This is a genomic window from Rhizobium vallis (assembly GCF_003985155.1).
GTDB classification, from domain to species: Bacteria; Pseudomonadota; Alphaproteobacteria; order Rhizobiales; family Rhizobiaceae; genus Rhizobium; species Rhizobium vallis.
In genome coordinates this window covers 823,743-846,312 of sequence record NZ_ML133686.1, presented here as the reverse complement: position 1 = coordinate 846,312, position 22,570 = coordinate 823,743, and the positions used below count along the sequence as shown (strand labels likewise).

The following is a 22,570-nucleotide window of genomic DNA, read 5'->3' as shown; positions in this document are numbered from 1 at the left end:
GGAAAGGCGCTGGGTCGAAAGAGGTCAGAAGGCGTTAATAAAATGCCGCGGCAGGCGGCCGGGCGTGATCGCCACGATATCATAGCGTTGGGAAAGACGGGCCTGATCCGACTGGCGGGCGAGCCAGAGATCGCTTGCCGCCCGTATCCGCTTCTGTGCGGCGAGCGAGACGGCATCGACCGCCGCGGCCTCGCCTCGGCGAGCCTTGACCTCGACGAAGACGGCGAGATCGCCTTTGCGAGCAACGATATCGATCTCACCGAGCCGGGTGCGGTGCCGAAGCGCCAGGATGCGATAGCCCTTCAGCATCAGGAAGACGGCCGCGACATATTCCGACATGCGGCCCCGGCGCAGCGCCTTCCTCCTGATGGCTGTGAGATCGCTATCGGCCATCAGCGCCCTTCATCTCCAGCAGGCGCTGGTAGAGCACCTTGCGTGGCAGGCCGGTGAGGCGGGCAGCCTCCGTCGCGGCCTTGGCCGTCGGCATTGATTTCGACAGGTCGGCAAGCACAGCCTCGAGATTGGCCTCATCAGTCTCGGCCGGCTCCGGCGGACCGACGACAAGGACGATCTCGCCCTTGACGTTTTCCACCTGCTGATAATGGGCGGCAAGCTCTTCAAGCGTGCCGCGGCGAAACTCCTCATAGGTCTTGGTCAGTTCGCGACAGACCGAGGCGGGCCGCGTCGCCCCGAGCACATCGGCTGCGGCAAGAAGCGTTGCGCCGATGCGATGCGGCGATTCAAAGAAGATCAGCGTCGCGGGTGCCGCGGCAAATTCACCGAGCCGGTCGCGGCGGGCCTTGTCCTTGACCGGCAGGAAGCCGGCGAAAAGGAAGGCATCGTTCGGCAAGCCGGAGCCGACGAGGGCCGCGAGCGGCGCCGAGGCGCCGGGAATGGGAACGACGCGGTAACCCGCCGAGATCGCCTGCTGCGCCAGCCGGTAGCCAGGATCGGAAACGAGCGGCGTGCCGGCATCGGAGACGAGCGCCACTGAGCGGCCGGCCTCCAGCGCCTGCAAGAGCCGCGGGCCGGCCTCGTCGGCATTGTGCTCATGATAGGAAAAGGGGCGGTTCTGGATGCCGTAGCGGTCGAGCAGGACGCGGGTGACGCGCGTATCTTCGCAGGCGAGCACATCGGCGCCGGCCAGCGTTTCCAACGCCCGCAGCGTGATATCGCCGAGATTGCCGATGGGGGTGGCGACAAGATAGAGCGCCGGCTCCAGCGGCCGCGCCGGTATCGTTGCATTGTGCAGCCGGAAGCTTCGCCGGCCGGCGGTTTCCGCTGTCGTTTCCTCATTCATGCCATTTGCTCTCGTCCCGCCGGCGCCTCGCCGGTTCATCGGCCTTTATGGGCGAGCCGCACTGCTTCGGCAAGGGTGGGGATTTCTGTGAGGATTGCTCCGGAAAACCGCAAATGCGGACACTCGGCCATCCATGCCTCTTGCAATCCAATGCTGAAGTCTGCCATTTTGCCGGTCCACTCCTCCGATCTCAGGGTCGGGAAAGCATTCTTCGGGTGCTCGATGCGCCCGGATAGTCACGGTCGAAAGCGGTAGCATCCCATGCGTATTACTATTGAGCGGTCAAACCTTTTGAAATCGCTGAACCACGTGCACCGCGTGGTCGAACGTCGCAACACGATCCCGATCCTGTCGAACGTACTGTTGAAGGCCGACGGTCAGAACCTCGACATGAAGGCGACCGACCTCGACCTCGAAATCACCGAGGCGACGCCTGCCAGCGTCGAGCAGCCCGGCGCCACCACCGTTCCCGCCCATCTTCTCTATGATATCGTGCGCAAGCTGCCCGACGGTTCGGAAGTGCTGCTTGCTACCAGCACCGACGGCGGTTCGATGACCGTGCAGTCCGGCCGCTCGAAATTCTCGCTGCAGTGCCTGCCGGAAGCGGACTTCCCTGATCTGACCGCCGGCACCTTCACGCATTCGTTCAAGCTGAAGGCGACCGATCTGAAGATGCTGATCGACCGCACGCAGTTTGCAATCTCCACCGAAGAGACGCGTTATTATCTGAACGGCATCTTCTTCCACACGATCGAGAGCAAGGGCGACCTGAAGCTGAGGGCAGTCGCCACCGACGGCCACCGGCTGGCGCGCGCCGATGTCGACGCTCCTTCCGGCTCCGAGGGCATGCCTGGTATCATCATTCCGCGCAAGACCGTCGGGGAATTGCAGAAGCTGGTCGACAACCCAGAAGCAATGGTGACCGTCGAGGTTTCCGACGCCAAGATCCGCATGACGATCGGCTCGATCGTCCTGACGTCGAAGCTGATCGACGGCACTTTCCCCGATTACCAGCGCGTTATCCCGACGGGTAACGACAAGGAAATGCGCGTCGACTGCACGACCTTCGCCCAGGCCGTCGACCGTGTCTCCACAATCTCTTCCGAGCGCGGCCGCGCCGTGAAGCTGGCGCTTTCCGACGGGCAGCTAATGCTGACCGTCAACAATCCCGATTCCGGCAGCGCGACCGAGGAAGTCGCCGTCGGTTACGACACCGATTCAATGGAAATCGGCTTCAATGCCAAGTACCTGCTCGACATCACCGCGCAGCTTTCCGGCGAGGAAGCGATCTTCCTGCTGGCCGATGCCGGCTCGCCAACGCTGATCCGCGATACGGCGGGTGACGACGCACTCTACGTGCTGATGCCGATGCGCGTCTGACAGGAACGAAGGCGCCGGCTTGCGGGTTTTCTTCCCGCCGTCGCGGACCAAGGGCCGCGACATCTATCTCTATTTCGACAATACCGACAAGAAGCTGCGCGCCCCTGTCGACGCCGCGCACTTGGCTGAAAGGCTTCCCGATCTGCTGCCTCGGTCCGCCCGAGAGGCAGCATGATCTGTTGATGTCTATGTCCTCATTGCGAAAATCCTTGTCCCGGGAGCGACAAGCGGCATATTAGGACAGTCGATCAACATGCGGATGGGTGGAGAATGCGCTTACGGGTCAAGGTGAAAGAACGGCTGGGCAAGAAGTTCGACGACGAGATTCGTTTCTTCCGGGGCATGATGCAGGGTCCGAAGACGGTCGGCTCGATCGTGCCGACCTCCTCGATCACCGCCAAGCGCATGGCAAGCGTCATCGACACCAATTCCGGGCTGCCGGTGCTCGAACTGGGACCCGGCACGGGCGCCATCACCAAGGCCATTCTCGGCCGCGGCGTGAGGCCGGAGAATCTGGTCGCGATCGAATATTCGACGGATTTCCATCAACATCTGCTGCGGACCTATCCCGGCGTGCACTTCATCAACGGCGACGCCTTCGATCTCAAGAACACGCTCGGCGATTACGGCGACCGGACGTTCGATTGCGTCATCTCGTGCATTCCGCTGCTGAACTTCCCGATGGCAATGCGGGTCTCGCTGCTCGAAAGCCTGCTCGATCGCCTGCCTGCGGGACGGCCTGTGGTGCAGATTTCCTACGGCGCGATCTCGCCGATCGCCGCCAATCCCGACCGCTACCATATTCAGCATTTCGATTTCGTTATGCGCAACATTCCGCCGGCGCAGCTCTGGATCTATCGGCGAGGATAAATGTTCGGACTTTATATCACTCATCCGCAAGTCAAGATCGACGCGAACGTGCCCGTGCCGAAATGGGGGCTTTCCGATATCGGCGCGGCACGCACCCGGAAGGCGGCTGAGAGTGGCTGGCCCAAGCAGTTGCGGCGCATCATTTCCAGCGACGAGACCAAGGCGATTGAGACCGCCGAAATCCTGGCGGAAGCGTCCGGCGTGTCGATCGAGATCGTCCATGCCATGCATGAGAACGACCGCTCGGCCACCGGCTTCCTGCCACCGCCGCAATTCGAGGAGGCGGCCAACTGGTTCTTTGCCCATCCGGAACAAAGCTTCAAGGGCTGGGAGCGCGCCGTCGATGCGCAGGTCCGCATCGTCGAGGCTGTTAACACTGTTCTCGCCACGCATGATCCGGCAGCACCCATTGCCTTCGTCGGCCATGGCGGCGTCGGAACACTGCTCAAATGCCATCTGGCGGGCAGGCCGATCGCCCGCGACGGCGACCAGCCGGGCGGCGGCGGCAATCTCTATGCTTTCAGCCTTGCGGATCGCCGTTTATCGTGCGAGTGGACACGCATCGAAGACTGGCGGGGATGAGTTGAGATGGACGCACGCGAGCGGTTGATCGTCGGCCTGGATGTTCCAACGATCGGCGAAGCGGAAAGAATAGTTTCCACGCTCGGCGACGACATTCTCTTCTACAAGATCGGCTATCAGCTGGTCTTTGCCGGCGGCCTCGAATTCGCCCGCGATCTTGCTGCAAGCGGCAAGAAGATCTTCCTCGACATGAAGCTGCTCGACATCGACAACACGGTTGCCTCGGGCGTCGAGAACATCGCCAAGATGGGCATGTCGATGCTGACGCTGCATGCCTATCCGAAGGCGATGAAGGCGGCGGTTGCGGCGGCGGCCGGCTCCGGCCTCTGCCTGCTTGGCGTGACCGTGCTGACCTCGATGGATGCCGACGACCTTGTCGATGCCGGCTACAGCCAAGATCCGCACAGCCTGGTGCTGCGCCGCGCCGGACAGGCGCGCGCGGCCGGCATGGGCGGTATCGTCTGCTCGGCCGCGGAAGCGGCCGAAGTGCGGGATGTCATCGGGCCTGACATGGCGATCGTGACGCCCGGCATTCGCCCGACCGGCAGCGACAAGGGCGACCAGAAGCGGGTGATGACGCCTTTCGACGCGCTGAAGGCGGGAGCCACGCACCTCGTCGTTGCCCGGCCGATCGTCAAGGCGCCCGATCCGAAGGAGGCCGCCCGCGCGGTCCTCAATGAGATGGTGACGGCGCTCTGGCCGGCAAACCGCTGACAAAAAATCAAGAAAGGGAGAAGACCATGGCCAAGGGATACTGGATCGCCCGCGTCGACGTTCGCGATGCCGAGCGCTACAAGGATTACGTGGCGGCGGCCAAGCCGGCCTTCGAAAAATACGGCGCTAATTTCCTGGCGCGCGGCGGAGCCTTCACCGAGCTCGAGGGCAAGGCGCGCGCCCGCAACGTCGTGATCGAATTTCCTTCGATGCAGCACGCGGTCGACTGCTACAATTCGCCGGAATACCAGATCGCCGCGAAAATCCGCCAGGAAGTGGCGGATGCGGAAATGGTCGTCGTCGAAGGCGTCTGAACGGCCTCACATCCGACAAAACTGACGGCGCGATGGGCCTTCCCGTCGCGCCGGGATTGGGCTAAGACGAGTGCCGAACAGCATCCCGCAAAGCCTTTCGAGGAGCCTGCCATGACCCTTGCCAACCTGCCGCCGCTCGTCACCGTGTTCGGAGGGTCCGGCTTCGTGGGCAGGCACGTGGTTCGGGCGCTGGCCAAACGCGGCTACAGCATCCGCGTGGCCGTCCGCCGTCCCGATCTCGCCGGCTTTCTGCAGCCGCTCGGCAACGTCGGCCAGATCTCCTTCGTGCAGGCGAACCTGCGGTATCGCAACTCGATCGACCGCGCCGTCGAGGGTGCAAGCTACGTCGTCAACTGCGTCGGCATTCTGCATGAGACTGGCCGCAACACCTTCGACGCCGTGCAGGAATTCGGCGGCCGCGCGGTCGCCGAGGCGGCACGCAACGCCGGCGCTGGCCTCGTTCATATTTCGGCGATCGGCGCCGACGCGAAATCCAGTTCGGATTATGGCCGCACCAAGGGCCGCGCCGAAGCTTCCATCCTCTCCATCAAGCCCGATGCGGTGATCTTCCGCCCGTCGATCGTCTTCGGACCGGAGGACAGCTTCTTCAACAAGTTCGCCGACATGGCGCGGATGTCGCCGGTTTTGCCGCTGGTCGGCGGCGGCAAGACGAAATTCCAGCCTGTTTATGTCGAGGATATCGCCGAGGCCGTTGCCCGCGCCGTCGATGGCAAGGTCGCCGGTGGCAAGGTTTATGAGCTTGGCGGGCCTGAGGTGCTGAGCTTCCGCGAATGTCTCGAGATGATGCTGAAGGTGACGAGCCGCCGGAACCCGCTGGTGTCCCTGCCCTTCGGCATCGCTTCGATGATCGGCAGTATCGCCTCGATGATCCCCTTCATAACGCCGCCGATCACGCCCGACCAAGTGCGCCTGCTGAAGCACGACAATATCGTCTCCAGAGAAGCCGAAGCGGAAGGCCGCACGCTGAAGGGCCTCGGCATTACGCCCACCATGCCGGCATCGGTGCTCGGCTCCTACCTCGTGCACTATCGCCCGCACGGCCAGTATACCGGCACCGGCAAGGCCGCCTGAACCATTTTTGAGCATTCAGAGAACGCCGTTCGCGGACAGCGCGGACGGCGTTTTGCCGTTGTCACTTGAAGTAAAGCTGGCGCAAGTTTGAAATGTTTGGTTGCGGCTCGTATTAACCAGCGTTGCATAAAAGACGCATGGGAAATTTTGTGGAATTAACGCCAAATTTAGCAGGAACGTTTATTGCTATTTGTCATTCCACTGACTACCAAACCCCGCGCGTCCTCGGACGGTTTCAACGCCTGCGATCGCGTGCGGCAATCACTGTGAAAGGCATTTCTCGATGGGCAAGTCAATCGCGCTCCTTTTTGCGTGTGCGGCGCTGGTTATTCTTGCAGGCTCCTTCGTTGCGCCCGGCTCGGTCGCGGCAGTGAAGGGTGACTGCTCGCCGGCTTACGGCGTCGATCCTTGCTCGACGGCTTCGATCAGCCATTGACGAAAGGCCGGCCTTCAGCGCCGGCATCCTACCCAAAGACAAGCCGTCTATGGGACGCCTGAAACAGGGCGCTTCACAATGAACGCTCGGTCTTTGCCTGCGTCAAAAGCGGCAGCAGGCACATATCCTCTCAATATCGCTATCTGAAAAAATCGGCGCCTGCCGGTCGTCGAATATTCACTCGCCAAACCGACGAGGCATTTGCATTCGCGCCAGGAGTTGCGCGAATGCAAATGCGGTAGAAATGTCTCAGGCGATCATGCCGGTCGCGGCCATGCCGAGCAGCAAGACACCGAGAATGATGCGGTAGATGGCAAACAGCGTGAACCGATTGCTTCTGATATAGGCAAGCAGCCATTTGACCGCGATGAAAGCGACCAACGTGGAAACGATGAAGGCGATGGCGAGCGCCGTCCAGTCTTCGCCTGCCGCTCCGCCATCCTTAAACGTCTTCAACAATTCATAGCCGCTTGCGGCATACATTGTGGGGATGCCGACGAGGAACGCGAATTCGGTCGCCGCGGCGCGGTTACCCGTGCCCGCCAACATGGCGACGAAGATGGTGGCGCCGGAACGCGACGTTCCCGGGAAGACGCCGGCGACGATCTGGGCGATGCCGACCAGAATGGCGACAAGCCAGGTGATCTCCTTGTGAGGGGCCTTACGTGCGGCCGCCCATTCGGCAAAGATCATCCAGATACCGCCGATGATGAGCGCCCAGGCGATCGGGGTGGCAGTCTCCGGAAGCTCGAAGCCGAGCTTCTTGACGATAAGTCCCAGAATTGCGGTGATGAGAAATGCGACGATCAGCTTGGCGGCATAATCGCGATTCTCAGGGTCGCGCCAGCCAAGCACCAAATCCAGCAGACGACGCCAGTAAATGATGGTGACGGCAAGGATGGCGCCGGCCTGAATGACGATGTTGAACATGTCCGACCGGTGTCCGAGCCATTGCTCGGCAATGATCAGGTGGCCGGTGCTCGAGATCGGCAGAAACTCGGTAATCCCCTCGATGATACCGAGGATGGCAGCATTTATATAATCCATACATTGTCTCCGGTTTAAATTCGGTCGGGCCTGAGCGCTTGGGCCGATCAGGCTGCCGCTTCCATTCGTTCGTTAGACCGTGTTCGCCATCGTCAGATGGGGTAAAATCCGATTCGCTTGTATTGGCGGGGCCAAGCTCCTATAGCTTCAACCAATGAGTCATGACTAGGGCGCTATAATTGAGCTGCCACACAGTCCTGTAACAGCAATCACAAAGCCCGAGTCTCGATGCCCACGCTTTATCATCATCCCATGTCATCCGCATCTCGCTTCGTCCGGTTGATCCTGGCGGAATACGGCTACCACGCGGATCTGATCGAGGAGCAGACATGGGAGAAGCGCCGGGACTTCCTGGCGCTCAATCCGGCCGGCACGCTGCCTGTTTATGTCGACGACAGCATGCGCGCTCTCTGCGGTGCGAGCGTCATTTCCGAATATCTGGACGAGACGCACGGCGTCTTGAAGCGCGACCGGAGGCTGCTCGCCGAAGATCCATTCCAACGGGCGGAAATCCGCCGGCTGACCGAATGGTTCATGCAGAAGATGGAAAACGACGTGACGAAGCCGCTGGCCCGCGAGCGTGTCTATAAGTTGCAGATGACTGCCGATCAGGGCGGCGGAGCGCCGGATTCGAAGATCCTACGCACGGCCCGCGCGAATATTCGCCAGCATATGCGCTATCTCACCTGGCTTGCCGGCTCGCGCCAATGGCTGGCGGGCGAGCGGATGAGCTATGCCGATCTCGCTGCGGCCGCCTCGATCTCGATCCTCGATTATCTCGGCGAGATCGAGTGGGCGGATGCGCCTATCGTCAAGGAATGGTACCAGCGGCTGAAATCGCGCCCGTCCTTCCGGCCGATGCTGACCGAGCGCGTACGCGGCCTGACGCCGGTTTCCCATTACGCTGACCTGGATTTCTGACGAGGGCTCTTCATGCCCGAAGCCGACAACAATGACAAAGACCGCCGCCGCCGCGACAATTTGACCGACTTCGTCCGGGCGGAATCTGCCGCCAAGGGCTTCGATCTCTGCCGGATCACCCGCCCGGACGCGATCCCGCACGCGAGGGAACGTCTCGGCCAGTTCATCGATGCCGGGCGCCACGGGACGATGGACTGGATGGCAGAGACGCGCGACCGGCGCGGCGATCCCCGCACACTCTGGAGCGAGGTGCGATCCGTCGTCGTCTTCGGCCTGAACTACGCCCCGGAGGAAGATCCGCGCGGCGTTCTCGACAAGCCCGACAAAGCGGCGATCTCGGTCTATGCCCGCAACCGAGATTATCACGACGTCATCAAAGGCCGATTGAAGGAGATCGCCACGCGCTTTGCGGCGCGGGCGGGAGCCGATGTGAAGGTCTTCGTCGATACGGCGCCCGTCATGGAAAAGCCCTTGGCAGCGGCGGCCGGCTTGGGATGGCAGGGCAAACATACCAATCTCGTCAGCCGCGTGCACGGTTCGTGGTTGTTTCTCGGGTCGATGTTCACCACGGCCGATCTTGCCGTCGACGCGCCGGAGACCGATCATTGCGGCTCCTGCCGCGCCTGCCTCGACATCTGCCCCACGGCCGCTTTCCCCGCGCCCTACCAAATCGATGCGCGACGCTGCATCTCCTATCTCACCATTGAGCACAAAGGGCCGATTGATCCCGAGCTGCGACCATTGATCGGCAACCGCATCTATGGCTGCGACGACTGTCTTGCCGTTTGTCCCTGGAACAAGTTTGCCAGCTCCGCCTCCGAGATGAAGCTGAAGGCGAGGCAAGACCTGCAGGAGCCGTCGATCGCCTTTCTGCTGACGCTTGACGATGCCGCCTTCCGGTCCTTCTTCAGCGGCTCGCCGGTAAAGCGGATCGGCCGCGACCGTTTCGTCCGCAACGTGCTGATCGCCGCCGGCAATTCCGGGGAGACGTCGCTGATTGGACAATGTCGTATCCTCGCGAATGACGCCTCGCCGGTAGTGCGGGGGATGGCCGTCTGGGCGCTTTCGCGGCTGATGGAGGCTGGCGAATTCTCGGCCTTTGCCGCACAGAGGGCAGATGAGAGAGATGCTGACGTACTGAACGAATGGTGGCTGGCGGGAGTGGGCTGATGCATGTGATGATTTTTGGCTGCGGTTATTCCGGCACAGCGATCGCCAACGCCTTCGCCGGCGACGGCGTGCGCGTTTCCGGCACCACGCGCTCGGCGGAGAAGATGGAAACACTCAGCCGTAACGGCATTGAGGCATTTCTTTTCGACGGCGAGACCTTGGAAGACGGGTTGCGCGAGGCCTTGGCTGACGTCACCCATCTCGTGCAGTCGATCGCACCGGGGAAAGCCGATCCGCTGCTGCGTCTGCTCGGTGAAGACGGCGCAAGCCTGCCGCCCAGGCTCGAATGGATCGGTTACCTCTCCACCGTCGGCGTCTATGGCGATCACAAGGGCGCATGGATCAACGAGGAAACACCTTGCGTGCCCGTCTCCGGGCGGTCGAAGGAACGGCTCGAAGCGGAAGACGGCTGGCTGGCAGCGGGAGAGAAGCGCGGCGTGCCGGCGGCGGTGCTGCGCCTTTCCGGCATCTATGGGCCGGGACGCAACGCCTTCTGCAATCTGGAAAAGGGCACGGCGCGGCGGCTGATCAAGAAGGACCAGGTGTTCAACCGCATCCGCGTCGAGGATATCGGCGCGGCCACACGCTTCCTGTCGGAGAACCATCTCGGCGGCATTTATAATGTCACGGACGATCGGCCCGGTCCGCCGCAGGATGTGATCGTCGAGGCAGCGCGCCTGATGGGTGTCGAACCGCCGCCGGAGCAGGCGTTTGAGACCGCCGAACTGACGCCGATGGCGCGCTCCTTCTATGGTGAGAACAAACGCGTCTCGAATGCGAAGCTCAAGGCTGCCGGCTTCGAATTCTCCTTCCCGAATTATCCGATGTCACTCGCCCAATTGTGGCGGGATAGACGCTGGCGCGGTTAGAACACGCGCATGCCTGTGACCCGGAGTACTCACCCAAAAGGAGTAGGAAATTCCTACTTTCCGAGTTTGGCTGGATAAATTTCGCCGTTTAATATGGTTAACGGCCTTTAAATTTGCCCAAATGTGGCGGCAAATATGGCAAAATCGGAAAAAAATTTTTGCGGTTTTTGTGAACGCAAGAATGCTTAGCTCTCTTCCGGAAAATTCGTTCGTATTTTAACTGATTTCATTAAGTTTTTTCCACATTTTTGATTGCCCTCCCTTTCGGAAATTTCACCGCCGCGCTCACGAATGTTACAGATTGTAATATTCCGTGAACGGACGTGGCACTTTTTCGCCACTTTTTAACAGATTTAAGCCCCGCCGCCTGCAAGGGCGTGAGTTCAATAGTTGAGGGATACTCTGTTTTGAAGAAAATACGTCGTTCTATTATCGCCGCGGCAACTATTGCAGCCTGCTCTTCCATGCTTCCCGCGGAAGGTTTTGCTGGAAATGGTTGTGGCGGCGCTTCATGGTACGCGCTTCGCTCCAAAACTGCTTCCGGGGAACGTATGAACCCTGCCGTCTTGACTGCCGCACATCGTTCGCTCGCTTTCGGCACCAAGGTGAAGGTCACCAACAGCAACAATGGCCGCACCGTCGTCGTCCGCATTAACGATCGCGGCCCGTTCATCCGTGGCCGCGTGCTCGATCTTTCGCGCGCGGCGGCTCAGAACATCGGCATGGTGAGCTCCGGCACTGCGAAAGTCTGCTACCAGGTGATCAGCTGAGGCTATAGCCTTCCAATGCTTGCTCTTGCCGTCAATCGCGGTTACCACGCGGTTGAGACTTGTGAACACCCTGCCCCGCGACTGTCGCATCCGCGCACGGATCGTTCACACGCCATGGCAATAGGAGACATGTGAATGCGTTTGGGCGGCCGCCTCGAAGGGGCGATTTCTGTGCTTGCGGATATCGATGCCCGCAAGCGGCCTGTCGCCGACGCGCTGAAGGACTGGGGCCTTGCGCATCGCTTCGCCGGTTCCGGCGATCGCGCGGCAATCGGCAACATTGTCTACGATGCATTGCGCATGCGGCTTTCCCATGCCTGGCTGATGGATGACGACAGTGCTCAGGCCATCGCCCATGCCGTCATGTTCCGCCAGTGGGGCTTCACACCTGACAGTCTTGCCACCGAACTGGCGGATGACAAGTTTGCACCGGCGCCGCTTTCGGCCGACGCCGTATCGGCTTTCGAAAGCCGCTCGCTCGACGATGCGCCACCGCATATCCGCGGCGATATTCCCGAATGGGTTCAATCCTCCTTCGAACAGGCTTTCGGCGCCAGGTGGCTTGCCGAGGCACAGGCGCTTGCGGCTCGCCCGACGCTCGATCTGCGCGCCAACATCCTGAAAGCTTCCCGCGACAAGGCCGTGAAGGCGCTCGAAAGAGCCGGCGCTCATGCAGCAAAGATCGCCCGCTACGGCATCCGGATTGCCGCTGGCGAAGGCGCCTCGCGCCTTCCCAACGTGACAGCCGAGCTTTCGTTCCAGAAAGGCTGGTTCGAAGTTCAGGACGAGGGATCGCAGATCGTCGCCGACCTGGTGCTTGCTCGGGATGGCGAACAGGTTCTCGACTATTGCGCCGGCGGCGGCGGCAAGACGCTCGCCATGGCGGCGGCCATGCAGAACAAGGGACAGGTTCACGCCTATGACGCCGACCGCAAGCGCCTGGCGCCGATCATCGAGCGGCTGAAGCGGGCGGGCACGCGCAATGTCCAGGTGCATGACGACGCCAAGGGGCTCTCCGGCCTTACCGGGCGCTGCGACAAGGTGCTGGTCGATGCGCCCTGCACCGGCACCGGCACGTGGCGGCGCCGGCCCGATACAAAATGGCGGCTGACGGCCAAGAACCTCGACGAGCGCACCGCCCAGCAACAGGACGCGCTGGCGCAGGCGAGCGGCTTCGTCAAACCAGGCGGCGAGCTGATCTACGTCACCTGCTCGGTGCTGCCCCAGGAGAACGAGGAACAGGTGCGCCGCTTCACGGCTGGCAATCCCGATTTTCAGATCGCCAGCGCCCTGCCCGCCTGGGATCAGCTGTTTGGAAAAGACGCTCCGCGCCCGCATTCTTCCGACGGCCTGACGGTGACGCTGACGCCAGCCTCCACCGATACGGATGGCTTTTTCTTCTGCCGCATGCAGCGGAAGAGCTGACGCCGCTTAACGAAGGCCAGCAACGGATAGTGACGCCGCGGCGGATGATGCTGCGCGGACACGGCTGCTGCCGGTGTTTCCACGCAGATGCCGTTCCAAAAGACAGGTTTGCCGGGACCTCTTCATCCTTAAAATTATTCCAAACTAGAGTGTTTGACACCAGTTTGCTTTTGCGCGAAGAGACGGAGCCCGATTAGACGGAAAATCCGTCACAGGAGAGGATCATGAAGCTCAACACATTCCGCGCAGCCGTGCTGGCGATCGCCCCCGCCGCGCTGCTCGCCCTTCCCGCGCATGCCGAGACCGATGCTGCCGCCGTGGTGAAACATTATGCCGACGTGGCGCACGCCAAATACGAGGACTCGCTGACGACGGCCAAGGCACTCGACGCCGCCATCGACGCCTTCCTGAAAGCGCCTGATGATACGACGCTGAAAGCTGCCAGGGACGCCTGGATCAAGGCACGCGTGCCCTACCAGCAGACGGAAGTCTATCGCTTCGGCAACCCGATCGTCGACGACTGGGAAGGCAAGGTCAACGCGTGGCCTCTCGACGAAGGCCTGATTGATTATGTCGATCCCTCCTACGGCACTGAGAGCGACGAAAATTCTCTCTATGTGGCCAATGTCATCGCCAACAAGACGATCAAGATCGACGGCAAGGATGTCGACGCCTCGAAGCTGACGCCGGAATTCCTCTCCGGCACGCTCGCCGAGGCCGGCGGCATCGAAGCCAATGTCGCGACCGGCTACCATGCCATCGAATTCCTGCTCTGGGGCCAGGATCTGAACGGCACGGGCCCAGGCGCCGGCAACCGCCCTGCAACGGATTACGACCTGAAGAATTGCACGCACGGCAATTGCGATCGCCGGGCCGAATATCTGAAATCTGCCTCTACTCTGCTCGTTTCCGACCTGCAGGAGATGACTGACGATTGGAAGCCGGATGGCGCAGCAACCAAGAACGTCGAAGCCGAGCCGAAGGCCGGCCTCGTCGCGATCCTGACGGGCATGGGTTCGCTCTCCTACGGCGAGCTTGCCGGCGAGCGCATGAAGCTCGGCCTGCTGCTGCACGATCCGGAAGAAGAGCATGATTGCTTCTCCGACAATACTTATAATTCCCATCTCAATGACGCGATCGGCATCGCCGCCGCCTATACCGGCAACTACACCCGCGTCGACGGCACCAAGCTCAGCGGCCCGTCGCTGCATGATCTGGTCGCCGCAAAGGACAAGGCGCTTGATGCCGAGATGGAAAGCAAGCTCAACAAGACGCTCGATGCGATGAACGCCATGGCAAAGCGCGGTGAGACGGTCGAGAAGTATGACCAGATGATCGGCGAGGGCAACAAGGAAGGCAACGCCGTCGTCCAGGCTGCCATCGACGGGCTGATCGATCAGACGAAATCGATCCAGCGCGTTATTGCCGCACTCGATCTCGGCACGGTTCAGCTTGAAGGTTCCGACAGCTTGGATAATCCTAACGCCGTCTTCAAATAAGCAAAAGGCGGGCCGCTTCGAAAGCCGGAGCGGCCCGGACTCTGAAATGCGGTTCATTACTTCCCTCATTCCTGTGCTTGTCACAGGAATCCAGCCACGGCGCGTCCGCGCCGTGAATGACTCGGTCAAAGGGGAGTCTTCCGCGCCCAAGGACTTGGGCGCACTGGATTCCTGTGACGAGCACAGGAATGAGGGAGTAGAGAGGGTATCGCGCACCGGCACCCTTGAGTTTGCCGCTTGGTATAAGCGCCTCTTCTCAAAATTTCGCCTATCCATCCGTATCGCTGCTTTCGCCACGCTTGCCGGTTTTTCCGCAGCCATTGCAGCCGGTTTCGATCTGCCAACGAAACGCACCGACCTTTCCGAAGGCGATCTCAAACGCGTCGCTGACGTTACGCGGTCGACCACGGATTTTTCCAAGGCCGAACAATACGAGGCGATGCAGGCGGGCGCTGCGACCTCGATCGATCCCGTCACCGAGGACAGTTTCTCGCATATTTCGGCCAATATCCCTTTCGAGGAAGAGCAGAATTTCAGGCTCGGTAATGCGCTCTTTCGCAAGCTCTGGGTTTCCGCTCCCTCTTCGACGCAGGCCTCTGATGGCCTCGGGCCGTTGTTCAATGCCCGCTCCTGCATGAGCTGCCATGTGAATGACGGCCGCGGAAAGCCGCCGGAGGGAGGCCCGAGCGCCACTTCGATGCTGCTGCGGCTATCGCGCGCGGCCAAGACACCGGAGGAGCAAAGGGCGATCGCGGCGGCTGATGTCCTTAATTTCCCCGACCCGGTCTATGGCCACCAGTTGCAGGATCTTGCCGTTCCAGGCCTTGCCGCTGAAGGCAAGATGGCGATCAGCTACCGCGAGGAACCGGTGACGCTCGGCGACGGCGAGATGGTGTCGCTGCGCCGGCCGAGCTATGCGGTTGAGAGCCCGGCCTATGGGCCGCTCGATCCCGCGACGACGATTTCGCCGCGCGTCGCCTCCGCGATGATCGGCCTCGGGCTGATCGAGGCCATTCCCGAAGCCGATATCCTCGCCCATGCCGATCCTGATGATGCCGACGGCGATGGCATCTCCGGCAGGGCCGCGATCGTGCGCGACCATCTGAGCGGCAAGATCGCGCTCGGACGCTTCGGCTGGAAGGCGCAGAACGCCACGGTGCGCGACCAGAGCGCCGATGCCTTCGCCAATGATATCGGCATCTCGACGCCCGATCAGCCGAATGCGCAGGGCGACTGCACCAAGGCAGAAGAGAAATGCCTTGATATGCCGACCGGCGTGCAGAAGCGGCTGGGCGCGGAAGAAGCACCGGGCCCCATCCTTGATCTCGTGACCTTCTACTCCGAAAATCTTGCCGTCCCGGCGCGGCGCAAGGCAAGCTTCCCCGAAACGCTGCGGGGCAAGCGGATCTTTTATGAAACCGGCTGCATTTCCTGCCATGTGCCCAAATTCGTCACCCGCCGGGATAGCGCTGACAAGGCGCAGTCTTTCCAGCTGATCTGGCCCTATTCCGACTTCCTTCTGCACGACATGGGTGACGGTCTTGCCGATGGACAGCAGGTCGGCCTTGCAAGCGGACGTGAATGGCGCACGCCGCCGCTATGGGGTATAGGACTGACCCGGACTGTCAGCGGACACAGCTTTTTCCTGCATGACGGCCGTGCGCGAGACCTCACCGAGGCGATCCTCTGGCATGGCGGCGAAGCTGAAAAGGCCCGCAACGCTTTCTCCTCCCTGTCCAAAGACGACAGGGCGGCCCTGATTACATTCCTGGAGTCACTTTGATGCGCCTTTGGCACCCCCTGCTCTGCCTTTCTCTGATCGGCGTCGCCACGTCAGCGGCCGCCCAGACCGCCGCTTCTCCGGCAGGGTTGAACGAGGATGCCGTTCCCGCCGTCATGCAGCGCGCCGTCGACGAGGTGATCCGTCCTGGCTATCGCAACATGCAACAATCGTCCGCCCGGCTGACGACGGCGATGAAGGATCTCTGCGACGGTGGCACGCAGCAGACGCTCGACAAGGCGAAATCCGCCTTCGACGACACGATCCGCTACTGGTCGATCATCGAGATCGTGCAGACCGGACCTGTGACTCACGATAATCTTTTCGAGCACATCCTGTTTTATCCCGACCGCAAGGGCGTCGGCCTCAAGCAGGTGCAGGCGCTGATCGCCAAGGCCGATCCGAAGGATGCGACGGTCGACGCGATCGCCGGCAAGAGCGTGGCGCTGCAGGGTCTGACGGCGCTGGAATACGTGCTTTACGGCAACGGCGCCGACGACCTCATCAAGCAGAAGGGCGGCTTCCGCTGCCTTTACGGCGCAGCGGTCGCCGGCAATATCCAGCGTGAGGCCGGCGAAGTCGTCGCCGCCTGGGAAAAGCCCGACGGGGTGCAGGCAAGCTGGAAACATCCGGGCGCGCAGAGCGACGATTTCATGGACAACAAGGAAGCCGTGACCGCGCTGCTCGGCATTCTCGTCCATGGCGCCGAGAATCTCCGCGACCAGCGGCTGGAGCAGTTCTACAAGGGCAAGGATACTGCGCCGCGTCCGCGTATGGCGATCTACTGGCGTTCGAAAAACACCTGGAAATCGATGGCCGCCAATCTGGAAGGCCTGCGCACACTCTGGCAGAAGGCCGGCATGGCCGAGCTTCTGCCGCCGGACAAGCAGGCGATCGCCGCCGCGATCGACGAGGATTTCAAATCGCTGCTCGAGGACGTCCCGAGGCTCAATCCCGACATCGAGGCCGCAACCAGCGATGCGGAGAAGGCCAAACTTGACACGCTGCTGGCCGGGAGCCGCAATTTGATCACCAAGATCAGCGACGAATACGGTGCGGCCATCGGGCTTTCGGCCGGCTTTTCCTTTTCCGACGGAGACTGATGCCATGTGGAGAAGTGCCGCGATCGACCGACGCAGTTTCGTCAAGGCGGCGGGGCTCGGCTTCCTCGCGGCCTTGACGCCAAGGTCGCTGATGGCGCTCGAACGGGCCGAGGCGGTCTATGCCTCGGGCATTCGGACAGCCGACGGGTCCTTTGCGGTGGCGACCGTGACGGAGCGCGGCGAGATCATCGATCAGGTGGCGCTTCCCGCGCGCGCTCACGGAATGGCGTTCAACGCCGCCAGCGGCAAGACCGTCGCCTTCGCGCGCCGGCCCGGCACCTATGCGATGATCTTCGATCCCCGGAATAAAGGCGAGCCGATCGTCATCGGCTCCGGGGAAGACCGGCACTTCTACGGCCACGGCGCCTTCTCGCCCGATGGCCGCATCCTCTATGCCAGCGAGAACGACTTCGACGGCAATCGCGGCATGATCGGCCTCTACGACGCCACTGACCGCTTCAATCGTATTGGGGAATTCGAGACATACGGCATCGGCCCGCACGACATGACGGTGTCCGATGACGGACGCATTCTCATCGTCGCCAATGGCGGCATCGAGACGCATCCGGATTTCGGCCGCACCAAACTCAATCTCGGCGCGATGCAGCCGTCGCTTGTTCTCATCGATGCGGCGACCGGTGTTCTGGTCGAAAAACATGTGCTGCCGGCGGAATGGTCGGCGCTGTCGACCCGCCACGTCGATCTCGACGACAAGGGCCGCATCTGGTTTGCCTGCCAGTACGAAGGCCACCGCAGGGATCTGCCGCCGCTTGTCGGCCATTTCGCCAAGGGCGAGGATCTCTCCTTCATCGACCTGCCGGAGGAGACGACGCGCAGGCTTGCCAATTACGTCGGAGCGATCTCCGTCAACCGCAGCGAGGGGCTCGTCGGCGTCACCTCGCCGAAGGGCGGCACCTCGGTGACCATCGACGCCAGGACGGGCAAGGTGCTGGCCGAGACGGCCATTGCCGATGCGGCGGGCATTGCGCCGGCGAGAGGCGGCTTTGCCGTCTCTTCCTATGACGGCGACTTCCTCTCGACCCGCAGCGACGTCGCCTGGGATCAGCACATCATCAGGATCTAAATAAAACTATCCCTAACCGGCACGCTCATAGGCTTTCTGCTCGGCGCTGACGGCTGTTGCGGCGGCCCTTGCCGCCTCGTGCAGCCAGTCGTTGCCCCGCGGTTCCAAGTCCCCGCGGATCGCCTCAACCGCCGCCGCGTCGTTAGAATGGCAATTGGCGATCTCGAAACCCATCAGCTCGAGCATCGTCGGCGCAAGCAGGATCTCCGGATGCTTGTCGATCTCGATCTTGCGGCTGTTCGGCGAAAGTCGGCGCACGAGGATGCGGTCGGAAACCTGATAATGGGGATCGGCCGAGCGCGCCCGCCCGCCGGCAATCTCGCCCGCATGGATCTCTACGTCCTTCGGCCTGTGGTGAAGCGACCAGGCCGACGGCACCAGCCCCTTTGCCTCACGCAGCACCGGCCCGCCCTGCCAGTCGGCATAGGCGACAAAGCGCGGGCGGCCGAGGCTGCCGGTGCCGGCGCTGCGCGGTTTCGGCACGAAAGGCCCGGTTCCAGGCGGCAGCGCGTTCGCCAAAGCTTCGGCATAGGGAGCGGATGCCGGCTTGTTGCCCACATCAAGCATGCGGTATTTCTCCCAGAATTCCCGGCGCTCGGAATCCGGCAGCAGCAGCGCCTTGCGCAGCCATTTGTGATCGCGCTCCAGGATGACGGGAAGCGGATTTTCGAGACCCCTTCGATAACCGGCAAGGATCGTCTCGCCGATCATGCGCACCGAGGGACCGTCATCGCCACGCGCCAGGATGGCGCTTGCCGCAAGGCGAACGAGATCCAGCGCATAGGGCATTAGCGCCGCGTCGTCGAAATCATTGGCGCCCCAGACGAGCCGGCCTTCGACATCACGCCAGGTGCCGAAATTTTCCAGATGCGTATCGCCGATCGCCAGCACCTCGGGCGCTTCGCCGAGGTCCGGGCAGATTTCGAGGATGGTCTCGGACCAGCGCCAATAGGTGGCGCGCAGGAAGACGAAATCGTTACTTCGCATCTTCTCGTGCTTTTCGCGGAGATCCTCCTTGACCAGATCATCGCCGAGCTGGTCGGCGAGCCAGTTCTCATATTCCAGAACCGATTGCGATATCGTCGTCATGCCCCCGGTGCTCCATCATGTCGAGATCCGATGAGCAGAATACGCGCAACGCGCGAGCCCGCAATCACCTTTGCACGGACCGCGACACGCCGGTCGAGCACGGCCCGATCTTTCCACTATGGTCGCAAGCGATTTCGGCGATGTCCAGCTTGTCGAATCCGGCGCGCCATGCCACTTTCGCCGCTTCAAGAGGGGCAGCCATGAGCGAGACTGACAGGGGCGATTTCCGCGCGCGAATCCGCCGCAATTTTGCGCGCCAGGCGGCGATGCAGACGATCGGCGCGGAACTGACGCGCGTCGAGCACGGTGTCGTCGAGATCGAGCTTCCCTTCGACGTCAAACTGACACAGCAGCACGGCATCCTGCATGCGGGTATCATTTCCGCGGCGCTCGATTCGGCCTGCGGATTTGCGGCCTACAGCGTCATCGACCCCGAAGCCTCGATCCTGACGATCGAATTCAAAGTCAATCTCATGTCGCCGGGGCGTGGCGATCGTTTCCTGTTCCGCGGGGAAATCACCAAACCCGGCTCCACCATCATCGTCGCCGACGGGCGAGGCTACGCGATCAGCGACGGGCCGGCGAAACTCATCGCCTCCATGACGGGAACGATGATGGTTATCCGCGGTAGAGAGGGAATTACTGGATGAAGTTCGAACTGAAATCGGTCGCGGGGAAATCCATCCTTTTCGTGATGGCGGCGGAGGCCGAATACGGGCCCTTCCTGCGTTCTCGCATCGAACCTTTGATGACCGGCGTCGGTCCGGTCGAGGCAGCGGTCGCGCTGACCAGGGCCTTGGCGCGGCTCGATGCGGCAGACGACCTGCCGGATCTCGTCGTCTCCCTCGGCTCGGCCGGCTCCGCCAAACTGGAGCAGACCGAAATCTATCAGGTCACAACGGTTTCCTACCGCGACATGGACGCCTCGCCGCTCGGCTTCGAAAAAGGCCTGACGCCCTTCCTCGACCTGCCTGCGACGCTCGAACTGCCGCTGCGCATTCCCGGCATTCCGGAAGCCAGCCTTTCCACAGGCGGCAACGTCATCTCCGGCGCCGCCTACGCCAATATCGACGCCGACATGGTCGACATGGAGACCTATGCGGTGCTGCGCGCCTGCCAGGGCTACAAGCTGCCGCTGATCGGGCTTCGCGGCATTTCCGACGGTGTGGTCGAGCTGCAGCATATCTCGGGCTGGACCGAATATCTGCACATCGTCGACCGCAAGCTCTCCTACGGCGTCGACAGCCTGTTCACGGCGCTGGAGGATGGAGTTTTCTGGTTCTGAGCCCGGAAGCGCGCCGCGCGCCTTTCAGAGGCGCGGGGACAATCGGAACAATAAAAAGCCGATGCCGCCGATTTCCCGGATTGCAAGGCGAAGCGCTTTTCTTTAAAGCCTCGCCATGACCCAGACAGCACATCCCGACTCCGTTCTCATCGTCGATTTCGGCAGCCAGGTGACCCAGCTCATCGCACGGCGCGTGCGTGAGGCCGGCGTCTATTGCGAGATCGTTCCCTTCCAATCGGCCGAAGAAGGCTTCAAGCGCCTGCAGCCGAAGGCCGTGATCCTGTCCGGCAGCCCGGCTTCGACGGTGGACGAAGGGTCGCCGCGAGCGCCTGACATCATCTTCGACAGCGGCCTGCCGGTCTTCGGCATCTGCTACGGCCAGCAGACGATGTGCATGCAGCTCGGCGGCAAGGTCGAGAGCGGCCATCATCGCGAATTCGGCCGCGCCTTCCTCGATGTCGACAAGGACTGCCAGCTGTTCGAGGGCCTCTGGTCCTCCGGCTCGCGCCACCAGGTCTGGATGAGCCATGGCGACCGCGTCACCGCGCTGCCTGAAGGGTTCGAGGTGGTTGCCACCTCCTCCAACGCGCCCTACGCTTTCATCGCCGACGAGAAGCGCAAATATTACGGCGTGCAGTTCCACCCCGAGGTGGTGCATACGCCCGACGGCGCCAAACTGATCGGCAACTTCATTCACAACATTGCCGGCCTCAAGGGTGACTGGTCGATGTCGGCCTACCGCCAGAAGGCGGTCGAACAGATCCGCAAGCAGGTGGGCGACAAGCGCGTCATCTGTGCGCTTTCGGGTGGCGTCGACAGTTCCGTCGCAGCGCTCCTGATCCACGAGGCCGTCGGCGACCAGTTGACCTGCATCCTCGTCGACCACGGGCTGATGCGCAAGGACGAGGCGGCAAACGTCGTCGCGATGTTCCGCGAGCACTACAATCTGCATCTGCTGCATGTCGACGCGTCCGAGCGCTTCATCGGCGAGCTCGAGGGCGTCAGCGACCCGGAAACCAAGCGCAAAATCATCGGCCGTCTCTTCATCGAAACCTTCGAGGAAGAAGCCAAGAAGCTCGGCGGCGCCGATTTCCTCGGCCAGGGCACGCTCTATCCCGACGTGATCGAGAGCGTTTCCTTCACCGGCGGCCCGTCGGTGACGATCAAGTCGCATCACAATGTCGGCGGCCTGCCGGAGCGCATGAACATGCAGCTCGTCGAGCCGTTGCGCGAGCTCTTCAAGGACGAAGTGCGCGCGCTCGGCCGCGAGCTTGGCCTGCCCGACAGCTTCATCGGCCGCCATCCCTTCCCAGGTCCCGGCCTCGCCATCCGTTGCCCCGGCGGCATCACCCGCGAGAAGCTCGAAATCCTGCGCGAAGCCGACGCGATCTATCTCGACGAGATCCGCAAGGCCGGCCTCTACGACGCCATCTGGCAGGCCTTTGCCGTGCTGCTGCCCGTCCAGACCGTCGGCGTCATGGGTGACGGGCGCACCTATGAATTCGTCTGTGCCCTGCGCGCCGTCACCTCGGTCGACGGCATGACGGCGGATTTCTACCACTACGACATGGAATTCCTCGGCCGCGCCGCGACCCGCATCATCAACGAGGTGCGAGGCATCAACCGCGTCGTCTACGACGTCACGTCGAAGCCGCCGGGCACGATCGAGTGGGAGTGACGGAACAAACGGCGGCAACAGTGTAGTTTCCGGCGGCGGTTTGCGCTGCCGCGTAGTTGCCGTTCCTGCCCGTTTTCAGCTCCACTGGTACAATCGTTCTCAAGGTTTCTTCTCCTAACCAAGCCCAATTCGGCTTGAGGTTCGGGCAGGCGGACTTTTAAA

At 62.0% G+C, this 22,570-nt stretch carries 24 protein-coding genes and 1 pseudogene; 20 read left to right on the top strand and 5 right to left on the bottom strand.

Annotated elements, in window-relative coordinates:
- Nucleotides 1-24: 24 nt before the first annotated feature.
- Complete coding sequence (locus EFQ99_RS04200; protein ID WP_126919375.1) at nucleotides 25-393, bottom strand: YraN family protein; 369 nt, start codon at nucleotides 391-393, stop codon at nucleotides 25-27.
- Nucleotides 383-1,300 (bottom strand): 16S rRNA (cytidine(1402)-2'-O)-methyltransferase, encoded by a 918-nt coding sequence (gene rsmI, locus EFQ99_RS04195; protein WP_126919374.1) that lies wholly within the window; start codon nucleotides 1,298-1,300, stop codon nucleotides 383-385. Before rsmI ends, EFQ99_RS04200 begins: the two co-directional genes overlap by 11 nt.
- Before the next feature lie 261 nt (nucleotides 1,301-1,561).
- On the opposite strand from rsmI, the gene dnaN reads away from it, so the two are divergent.
- The 8 genes and pseudogenes from dnaN (at nucleotide 1,562) to EFQ99_RS34905 (ending at nucleotide 6,688) form a co-directional block, all read left to right on the top strand.
- Nucleotides 1,562-2,680 carry a DNA polymerase III subunit beta gene (gene dnaN, locus EFQ99_RS04185; protein WP_126919372.1) on the top strand — a complete coding sequence of 373 codons (1,119 nt, stop codon included), beginning with the start codon at nucleotides 1,562-1,564 and terminating at the stop codon, nucleotides 2,678-2,680.
- Nucleotides 2,681-2,717: 37 nt separating this feature from the next.
- Nucleotides 2,718-2,855: pseudogene (locus EFQ99_RS04180) on the top strand (DUF72 domain-containing protein); the annotation flags it as partial.
- Between the two features lie 95 nt (nucleotides 2,856-2,950).
- Nucleotides 2,951-3,550, top strand: coding sequence for a phospholipid N-methyltransferase PmtA (pmtA, locus tag EFQ99_RS04175; RefSeq protein ID WP_126919371.1), 600 nt, complete (start codon nucleotides 2,951-2,953; stop codon nucleotides 3,548-3,550).
- Nucleotides 3,551-4,132 carry a histidine phosphatase family protein gene (locus tag EFQ99_RS04170; protein WP_126919370.1) on the top strand — a complete coding sequence of 194 codons (582 nt, stop codon included), beginning with the start codon at nucleotides 3,551-3,553 and terminating at the stop codon, nucleotides 4,130-4,132.
- Nucleotides 4,133-4,138: 6 nt separating this feature from the next.
- The gene (gene pyrF, locus EFQ99_RS04165; RefSeq protein WP_126919369.1) at nucleotides 4,139-4,846 is read left to right on the top strand and encodes an orotidine-5'-phosphate decarboxylase; all 708 of its coding nucleotides are present in this window, start codon (nucleotides 4,139-4,141) and stop codon (nucleotides 4,844-4,846) included.
- A 26-nt stretch (nucleotides 4,847-4,872) separates the two neighbouring features.
- Nucleotides 4,873-5,160: a DUF1330 domain-containing protein gene (locus EFQ99_RS04160; protein WP_017966663.1), complete on the top strand. Its 288-nt coding sequence runs from the start codon at nucleotides 4,873-4,875 to the stop codon at nucleotides 5,158-5,160.
- A gap of 111 nt (nucleotides 5,161-5,271) precedes the next feature.
- Nucleotides 5,272-6,252, top strand: a complete 981-nt coding sequence (locus tag EFQ99_RS04155; protein ID WP_126919368.1) for a complex I NDUFA9 subunit family protein — start codon at nucleotides 5,272-5,274, stop codon at nucleotides 6,250-6,252.
- 283 nt (nucleotides 6,253-6,535) lie between these two features.
- Complete coding sequence (locus tag EFQ99_RS34905; RefSeq protein ID WP_008524876.1) at nucleotides 6,536-6,688, top strand: hypothetical protein; 153 nt, start codon at nucleotides 6,536-6,538, stop codon at nucleotides 6,686-6,688.
- A gap of 249 nt (nucleotides 6,689-6,937) precedes the next feature.
- On the opposite strand, the gene EFQ99_RS04150 is transcribed toward EFQ99_RS34905, so the two are convergent.
- The gene (locus EFQ99_RS04150) at nucleotides 6,938-7,735 is read right to left on the bottom strand and encodes an undecaprenyl-diphosphate phosphatase (RefSeq protein ID WP_126919367.1); all 798 of its coding nucleotides are present in this window, start codon (nucleotides 7,733-7,735) and stop codon (nucleotides 6,938-6,940) included.
- Between the two features lie 228 nt (nucleotides 7,736-7,963).
- On the opposite strand from EFQ99_RS04150, the gene EFQ99_RS04145 reads away from it, so the two are divergent.
- Genes EFQ99_RS04145 through EFQ99_RS04135 form a run of 3 tightly spaced genes read left to right on the top strand, consistent with a single transcriptional unit; the run spans nucleotide 7,964 to nucleotide 10,695 of the window.
- A complete protein-coding gene (locus EFQ99_RS04145; protein ID WP_126919366.1) occupies nucleotides 7,964-8,656 on the top strand; it encodes a glutathione S-transferase family protein in 693 nt (230 codons plus the stop codon).
- 12 nt (nucleotides 8,657-8,668) lie between these two features.
- Nucleotides 8,669-9,826, top strand: coding sequence for a tRNA epoxyqueuosine(34) reductase QueG (queG, locus tag EFQ99_RS04140; protein WP_126919365.1), 1,158 nt, complete (start codon nucleotides 8,669-8,671; stop codon nucleotides 9,824-9,826).
- The gene (locus EFQ99_RS04135; RefSeq protein WP_126919364.1) at nucleotides 9,826-10,695 is read left to right on the top strand and encodes an SDR family oxidoreductase; all 870 of its coding nucleotides are present in this window, start codon (nucleotides 9,826-9,828) and stop codon (nucleotides 10,693-10,695) included. Before queG ends, EFQ99_RS04135 begins: the two co-directional genes overlap by 1 nt.
- Before the next feature lie 229 nt (nucleotides 10,696-10,924).
- On the opposite strand, the gene EFQ99_RS34900 is transcribed toward EFQ99_RS04135, so the two are convergent.
- Nucleotides 10,925-11,161: a hypothetical protein gene (locus tag EFQ99_RS34900; RefSeq protein WP_164736321.1), complete on the bottom strand. Its 237-nt coding sequence runs from the start codon at nucleotides 11,159-11,161 to the stop codon at nucleotides 10,925-10,927.
- Here EFQ99_RS34900 and EFQ99_RS04130 point away from each other — a divergent pair.
- From EFQ99_RS04130 to EFQ99_RS04105, 6 genes are all read left to right on the top strand, one after another.
- On the top strand, nucleotides 11,103-11,465 hold the full coding sequence (locus EFQ99_RS04130) for a septal ring lytic transglycosylase RlpA family protein (RefSeq protein ID WP_126919599.1): 363 nt from the start codon (nucleotides 11,103-11,105) through the stop codon (nucleotides 11,463-11,465). The genes EFQ99_RS34900 and EFQ99_RS04130 overlap by 59 nt on opposite strands.
- 135 nt (nucleotides 11,466-11,600) lie before the next feature.
- Nucleotides 11,601-12,890, top strand: coding sequence for an RsmB/NOP family class I SAM-dependent RNA methyltransferase (locus tag EFQ99_RS04125; RefSeq protein WP_126919363.1), 1,290 nt, complete (start codon nucleotides 11,601-11,603; stop codon nucleotides 12,888-12,890).
- A gap of 224 nt (nucleotides 12,891-13,114) precedes the next feature.
- Nucleotides 13,115-14,389 carry an imelysin family protein gene (locus EFQ99_RS04120; RefSeq protein ID WP_126919362.1) on the top strand — a complete coding sequence of 425 codons (1,275 nt, stop codon included), beginning with the start codon at nucleotides 13,115-13,117 and terminating at the stop codon, nucleotides 14,387-14,389.
- 46 nt (nucleotides 14,390-14,435) lie between these two features.
- Nucleotides 14,436-16,172, top strand: a complete 1,737-nt coding sequence (locus tag EFQ99_RS04115; protein WP_245441430.1) for a di-heme oxidoreductase family protein — start codon at nucleotides 14,436-14,438, stop codon at nucleotides 16,170-16,172.
- Nucleotides 16,172-17,272, top strand: coding sequence for an imelysin family protein (locus EFQ99_RS04110; protein WP_126919361.1), 1,101 nt, complete (start codon nucleotides 16,172-16,174; stop codon nucleotides 17,270-17,272). The genes EFQ99_RS04115 and EFQ99_RS04110 overlap by 1 nt, the downstream gene beginning before the upstream one ends.
- A 4-nt stretch (nucleotides 17,273-17,276) precedes the next feature.
- Nucleotides 17,277-18,356, top strand: coding sequence for a DUF1513 domain-containing protein (locus tag EFQ99_RS04105; protein ID WP_126919360.1), 1,080 nt, complete (start codon nucleotides 17,277-17,279; stop codon nucleotides 18,354-18,356).
- A gap of 12 nt (nucleotides 18,357-18,368) precedes the next feature.
- On the opposite strand, the gene EFQ99_RS04100 is transcribed toward EFQ99_RS04105, so the two are convergent.
- The gene (locus EFQ99_RS04100; protein WP_126919359.1) at nucleotides 18,369-19,445 is read right to left on the bottom strand and encodes a DUF2252 family protein; all 1,077 of its coding nucleotides are present in this window, start codon (nucleotides 19,443-19,445) and stop codon (nucleotides 18,369-18,371) included.
- 200 nt (nucleotides 19,446-19,645) lie between these two features.
- On the opposite strand from EFQ99_RS04100, the gene EFQ99_RS04095 reads away from it, so the two are divergent.
- The 3 genes from EFQ99_RS04095 to guaA all read left to right on the top strand — a co-directional run bounded on the left by EFQ99_RS04095 (nucleotide 19,646) and on the right by guaA (nucleotide 22,408).
- Nucleotides 19,646-20,095 (top strand): PaaI family thioesterase, encoded by a 450-nt coding sequence (locus EFQ99_RS04095; RefSeq protein ID WP_003583690.1) that lies wholly within the window; start codon nucleotides 19,646-19,648, stop codon nucleotides 20,093-20,095.
- On the top strand, nucleotides 20,092-20,730 hold the full coding sequence (locus EFQ99_RS04090; RefSeq protein WP_126919358.1) for a 5'-methylthioadenosine/S-adenosylhomocysteine nucleosidase: 639 nt from the start codon (nucleotides 20,092-20,094) through the stop codon (nucleotides 20,728-20,730). The genes EFQ99_RS04095 and EFQ99_RS04090 overlap by 4 nt, the downstream gene beginning before the upstream one ends.
- A gap of 115 nt (nucleotides 20,731-20,845) precedes the next feature.
- Nucleotides 20,846-22,408, top strand: a complete 1,563-nt coding sequence (gene guaA, locus EFQ99_RS04085; protein ID WP_126919357.1) for a glutamine-hydrolyzing GMP synthase — start codon at nucleotides 20,846-20,848, stop codon at nucleotides 22,406-22,408.
- The last annotated feature ends 162 nt before the right edge of the window (nucleotides 22,409-22,570 follow it).

What these genes read in the sequence shown, in the direction of transcription:
- EFQ99_RS04200 (WP_126919375.1), bottom strand. Translation starts at nt 393, where the DNA reads ATGGCCGATAGCGATCTCACAGCCATCAGGAGGAAGGCGCTGCGCCGG.
- rsmI (WP_126919374.1), bottom strand. Translation starts at nt 1,300, where the DNA reads ATGAATGAGGAAACGACAGCGGAAACCGCCGGCCGGCGAAGCTTCCGG.
- dnaN (WP_126919372.1), top strand. Translation starts at nt 1,562, where the DNA reads ATGCGTATTACTATTGAGCGGTCAAACCTTTTGAAATCGCTGAACCAC.
- pmtA (WP_126919371.1), top strand. Translation starts at nt 2,951, where the DNA reads ATGCGCTTACGGGTCAAGGTGAAAGAACGGCTGGGCAAGAAGTTCGAC.
- EFQ99_RS04170 (WP_126919370.1), top strand. Translation starts at nt 3,551, where the DNA reads ATGTTCGGACTTTATATCACTCATCCGCAAGTCAAGATCGACGCGAAC.
- pyrF (WP_126919369.1), top strand. Translation starts at nt 4,139, where the DNA reads ATGGACGCACGCGAGCGGTTGATCGTCGGCCTGGATGTTCCAACGATC.
- EFQ99_RS04160 (WP_017966663.1), top strand. Translation starts at nt 4,873, where the DNA reads ATGGCCAAGGGATACTGGATCGCCCGCGTCGACGTTCGCGATGCCGAG.
- EFQ99_RS04155 (WP_126919368.1), top strand. Translation starts at nt 5,272, where the DNA reads ATGACCCTTGCCAACCTGCCGCCGCTCGTCACCGTGTTCGGAGGGTCC.
- EFQ99_RS34905 (WP_008524876.1), top strand. Translation starts at nt 6,536, where the DNA reads ATGGGCAAGTCAATCGCGCTCCTTTTTGCGTGTGCGGCGCTGGTTATT.
- EFQ99_RS04150 (WP_126919367.1), bottom strand. Translation starts at nt 7,735, where the DNA reads ATGGATTATATAAATGCTGCCATCCTCGGTATCATCGAGGGGATTACC.
- EFQ99_RS04145 (WP_126919366.1), top strand. Translation starts at nt 7,964, where the DNA reads ATGCCCACGCTTTATCATCATCCCATGTCATCCGCATCTCGCTTCGTC.
- queG (WP_126919365.1), top strand. Translation starts at nt 8,669, where the DNA reads ATGCCCGAAGCCGACAACAATGACAAAGACCGCCGCCGCCGCGACAAT.
- EFQ99_RS04135 (WP_126919364.1), top strand. Translation starts at nt 9,826, where the DNA reads ATGCATGTGATGATTTTTGGCTGCGGTTATTCCGGCACAGCGATCGCC.
- EFQ99_RS34900 (WP_164736321.1), bottom strand. Translation starts at nt 11,161, where the DNA reads ATGGAAGAGCAGGCTGCAATAGTTGCCGCGGCGATAATAGAACGACGT.
- EFQ99_RS04125 (WP_126919363.1), top strand. Translation starts at nt 11,601, where the DNA reads ATGCGTTTGGGCGGCCGCCTCGAAGGGGCGATTTCTGTGCTTGCGGAT.
- EFQ99_RS04120 (WP_126919362.1), top strand. Translation starts at nt 13,115, where the DNA reads ATGAAGCTCAACACATTCCGCGCAGCCGTGCTGGCGATCGCCCCCGCC.
- EFQ99_RS04115 (WP_245441430.1), top strand. Translation starts at nt 14,436, where the DNA reads ATGCGGTTCATTACTTCCCTCATTCCTGTGCTTGTCACAGGAATCCAG.
- EFQ99_RS04110 (WP_126919361.1), top strand. Translation starts at nt 16,172, where the DNA reads ATGCGCCTTTGGCACCCCCTGCTCTGCCTTTCTCTGATCGGCGTCGCC.
- EFQ99_RS04105 (WP_126919360.1), top strand. Translation starts at nt 17,277, where the DNA reads ATGTGGAGAAGTGCCGCGATCGACCGACGCAGTTTCGTCAAGGCGGCG.
- EFQ99_RS04100 (WP_126919359.1), bottom strand. Translation starts at nt 19,445, where the DNA reads ATGACGACGATATCGCAATCGGTTCTGGAATATGAGAACTGGCTCGCC.
- EFQ99_RS04095 (WP_003583690.1), top strand. Translation starts at nt 19,646, where the DNA reads ATGAGCGAGACTGACAGGGGCGATTTCCGCGCGCGAATCCGCCGCAAT.
- EFQ99_RS04090 (WP_126919358.1), top strand. Translation starts at nt 20,092, where the DNA reads ATGAAGTTCGAACTGAAATCGGTCGCGGGGAAATCCATCCTTTTCGTG.
- guaA (WP_126919357.1), top strand. Translation starts at nt 20,846, where the DNA reads ATGACCCAGACAGCACATCCCGACTCCGTTCTCATCGTCGATTTCGGC.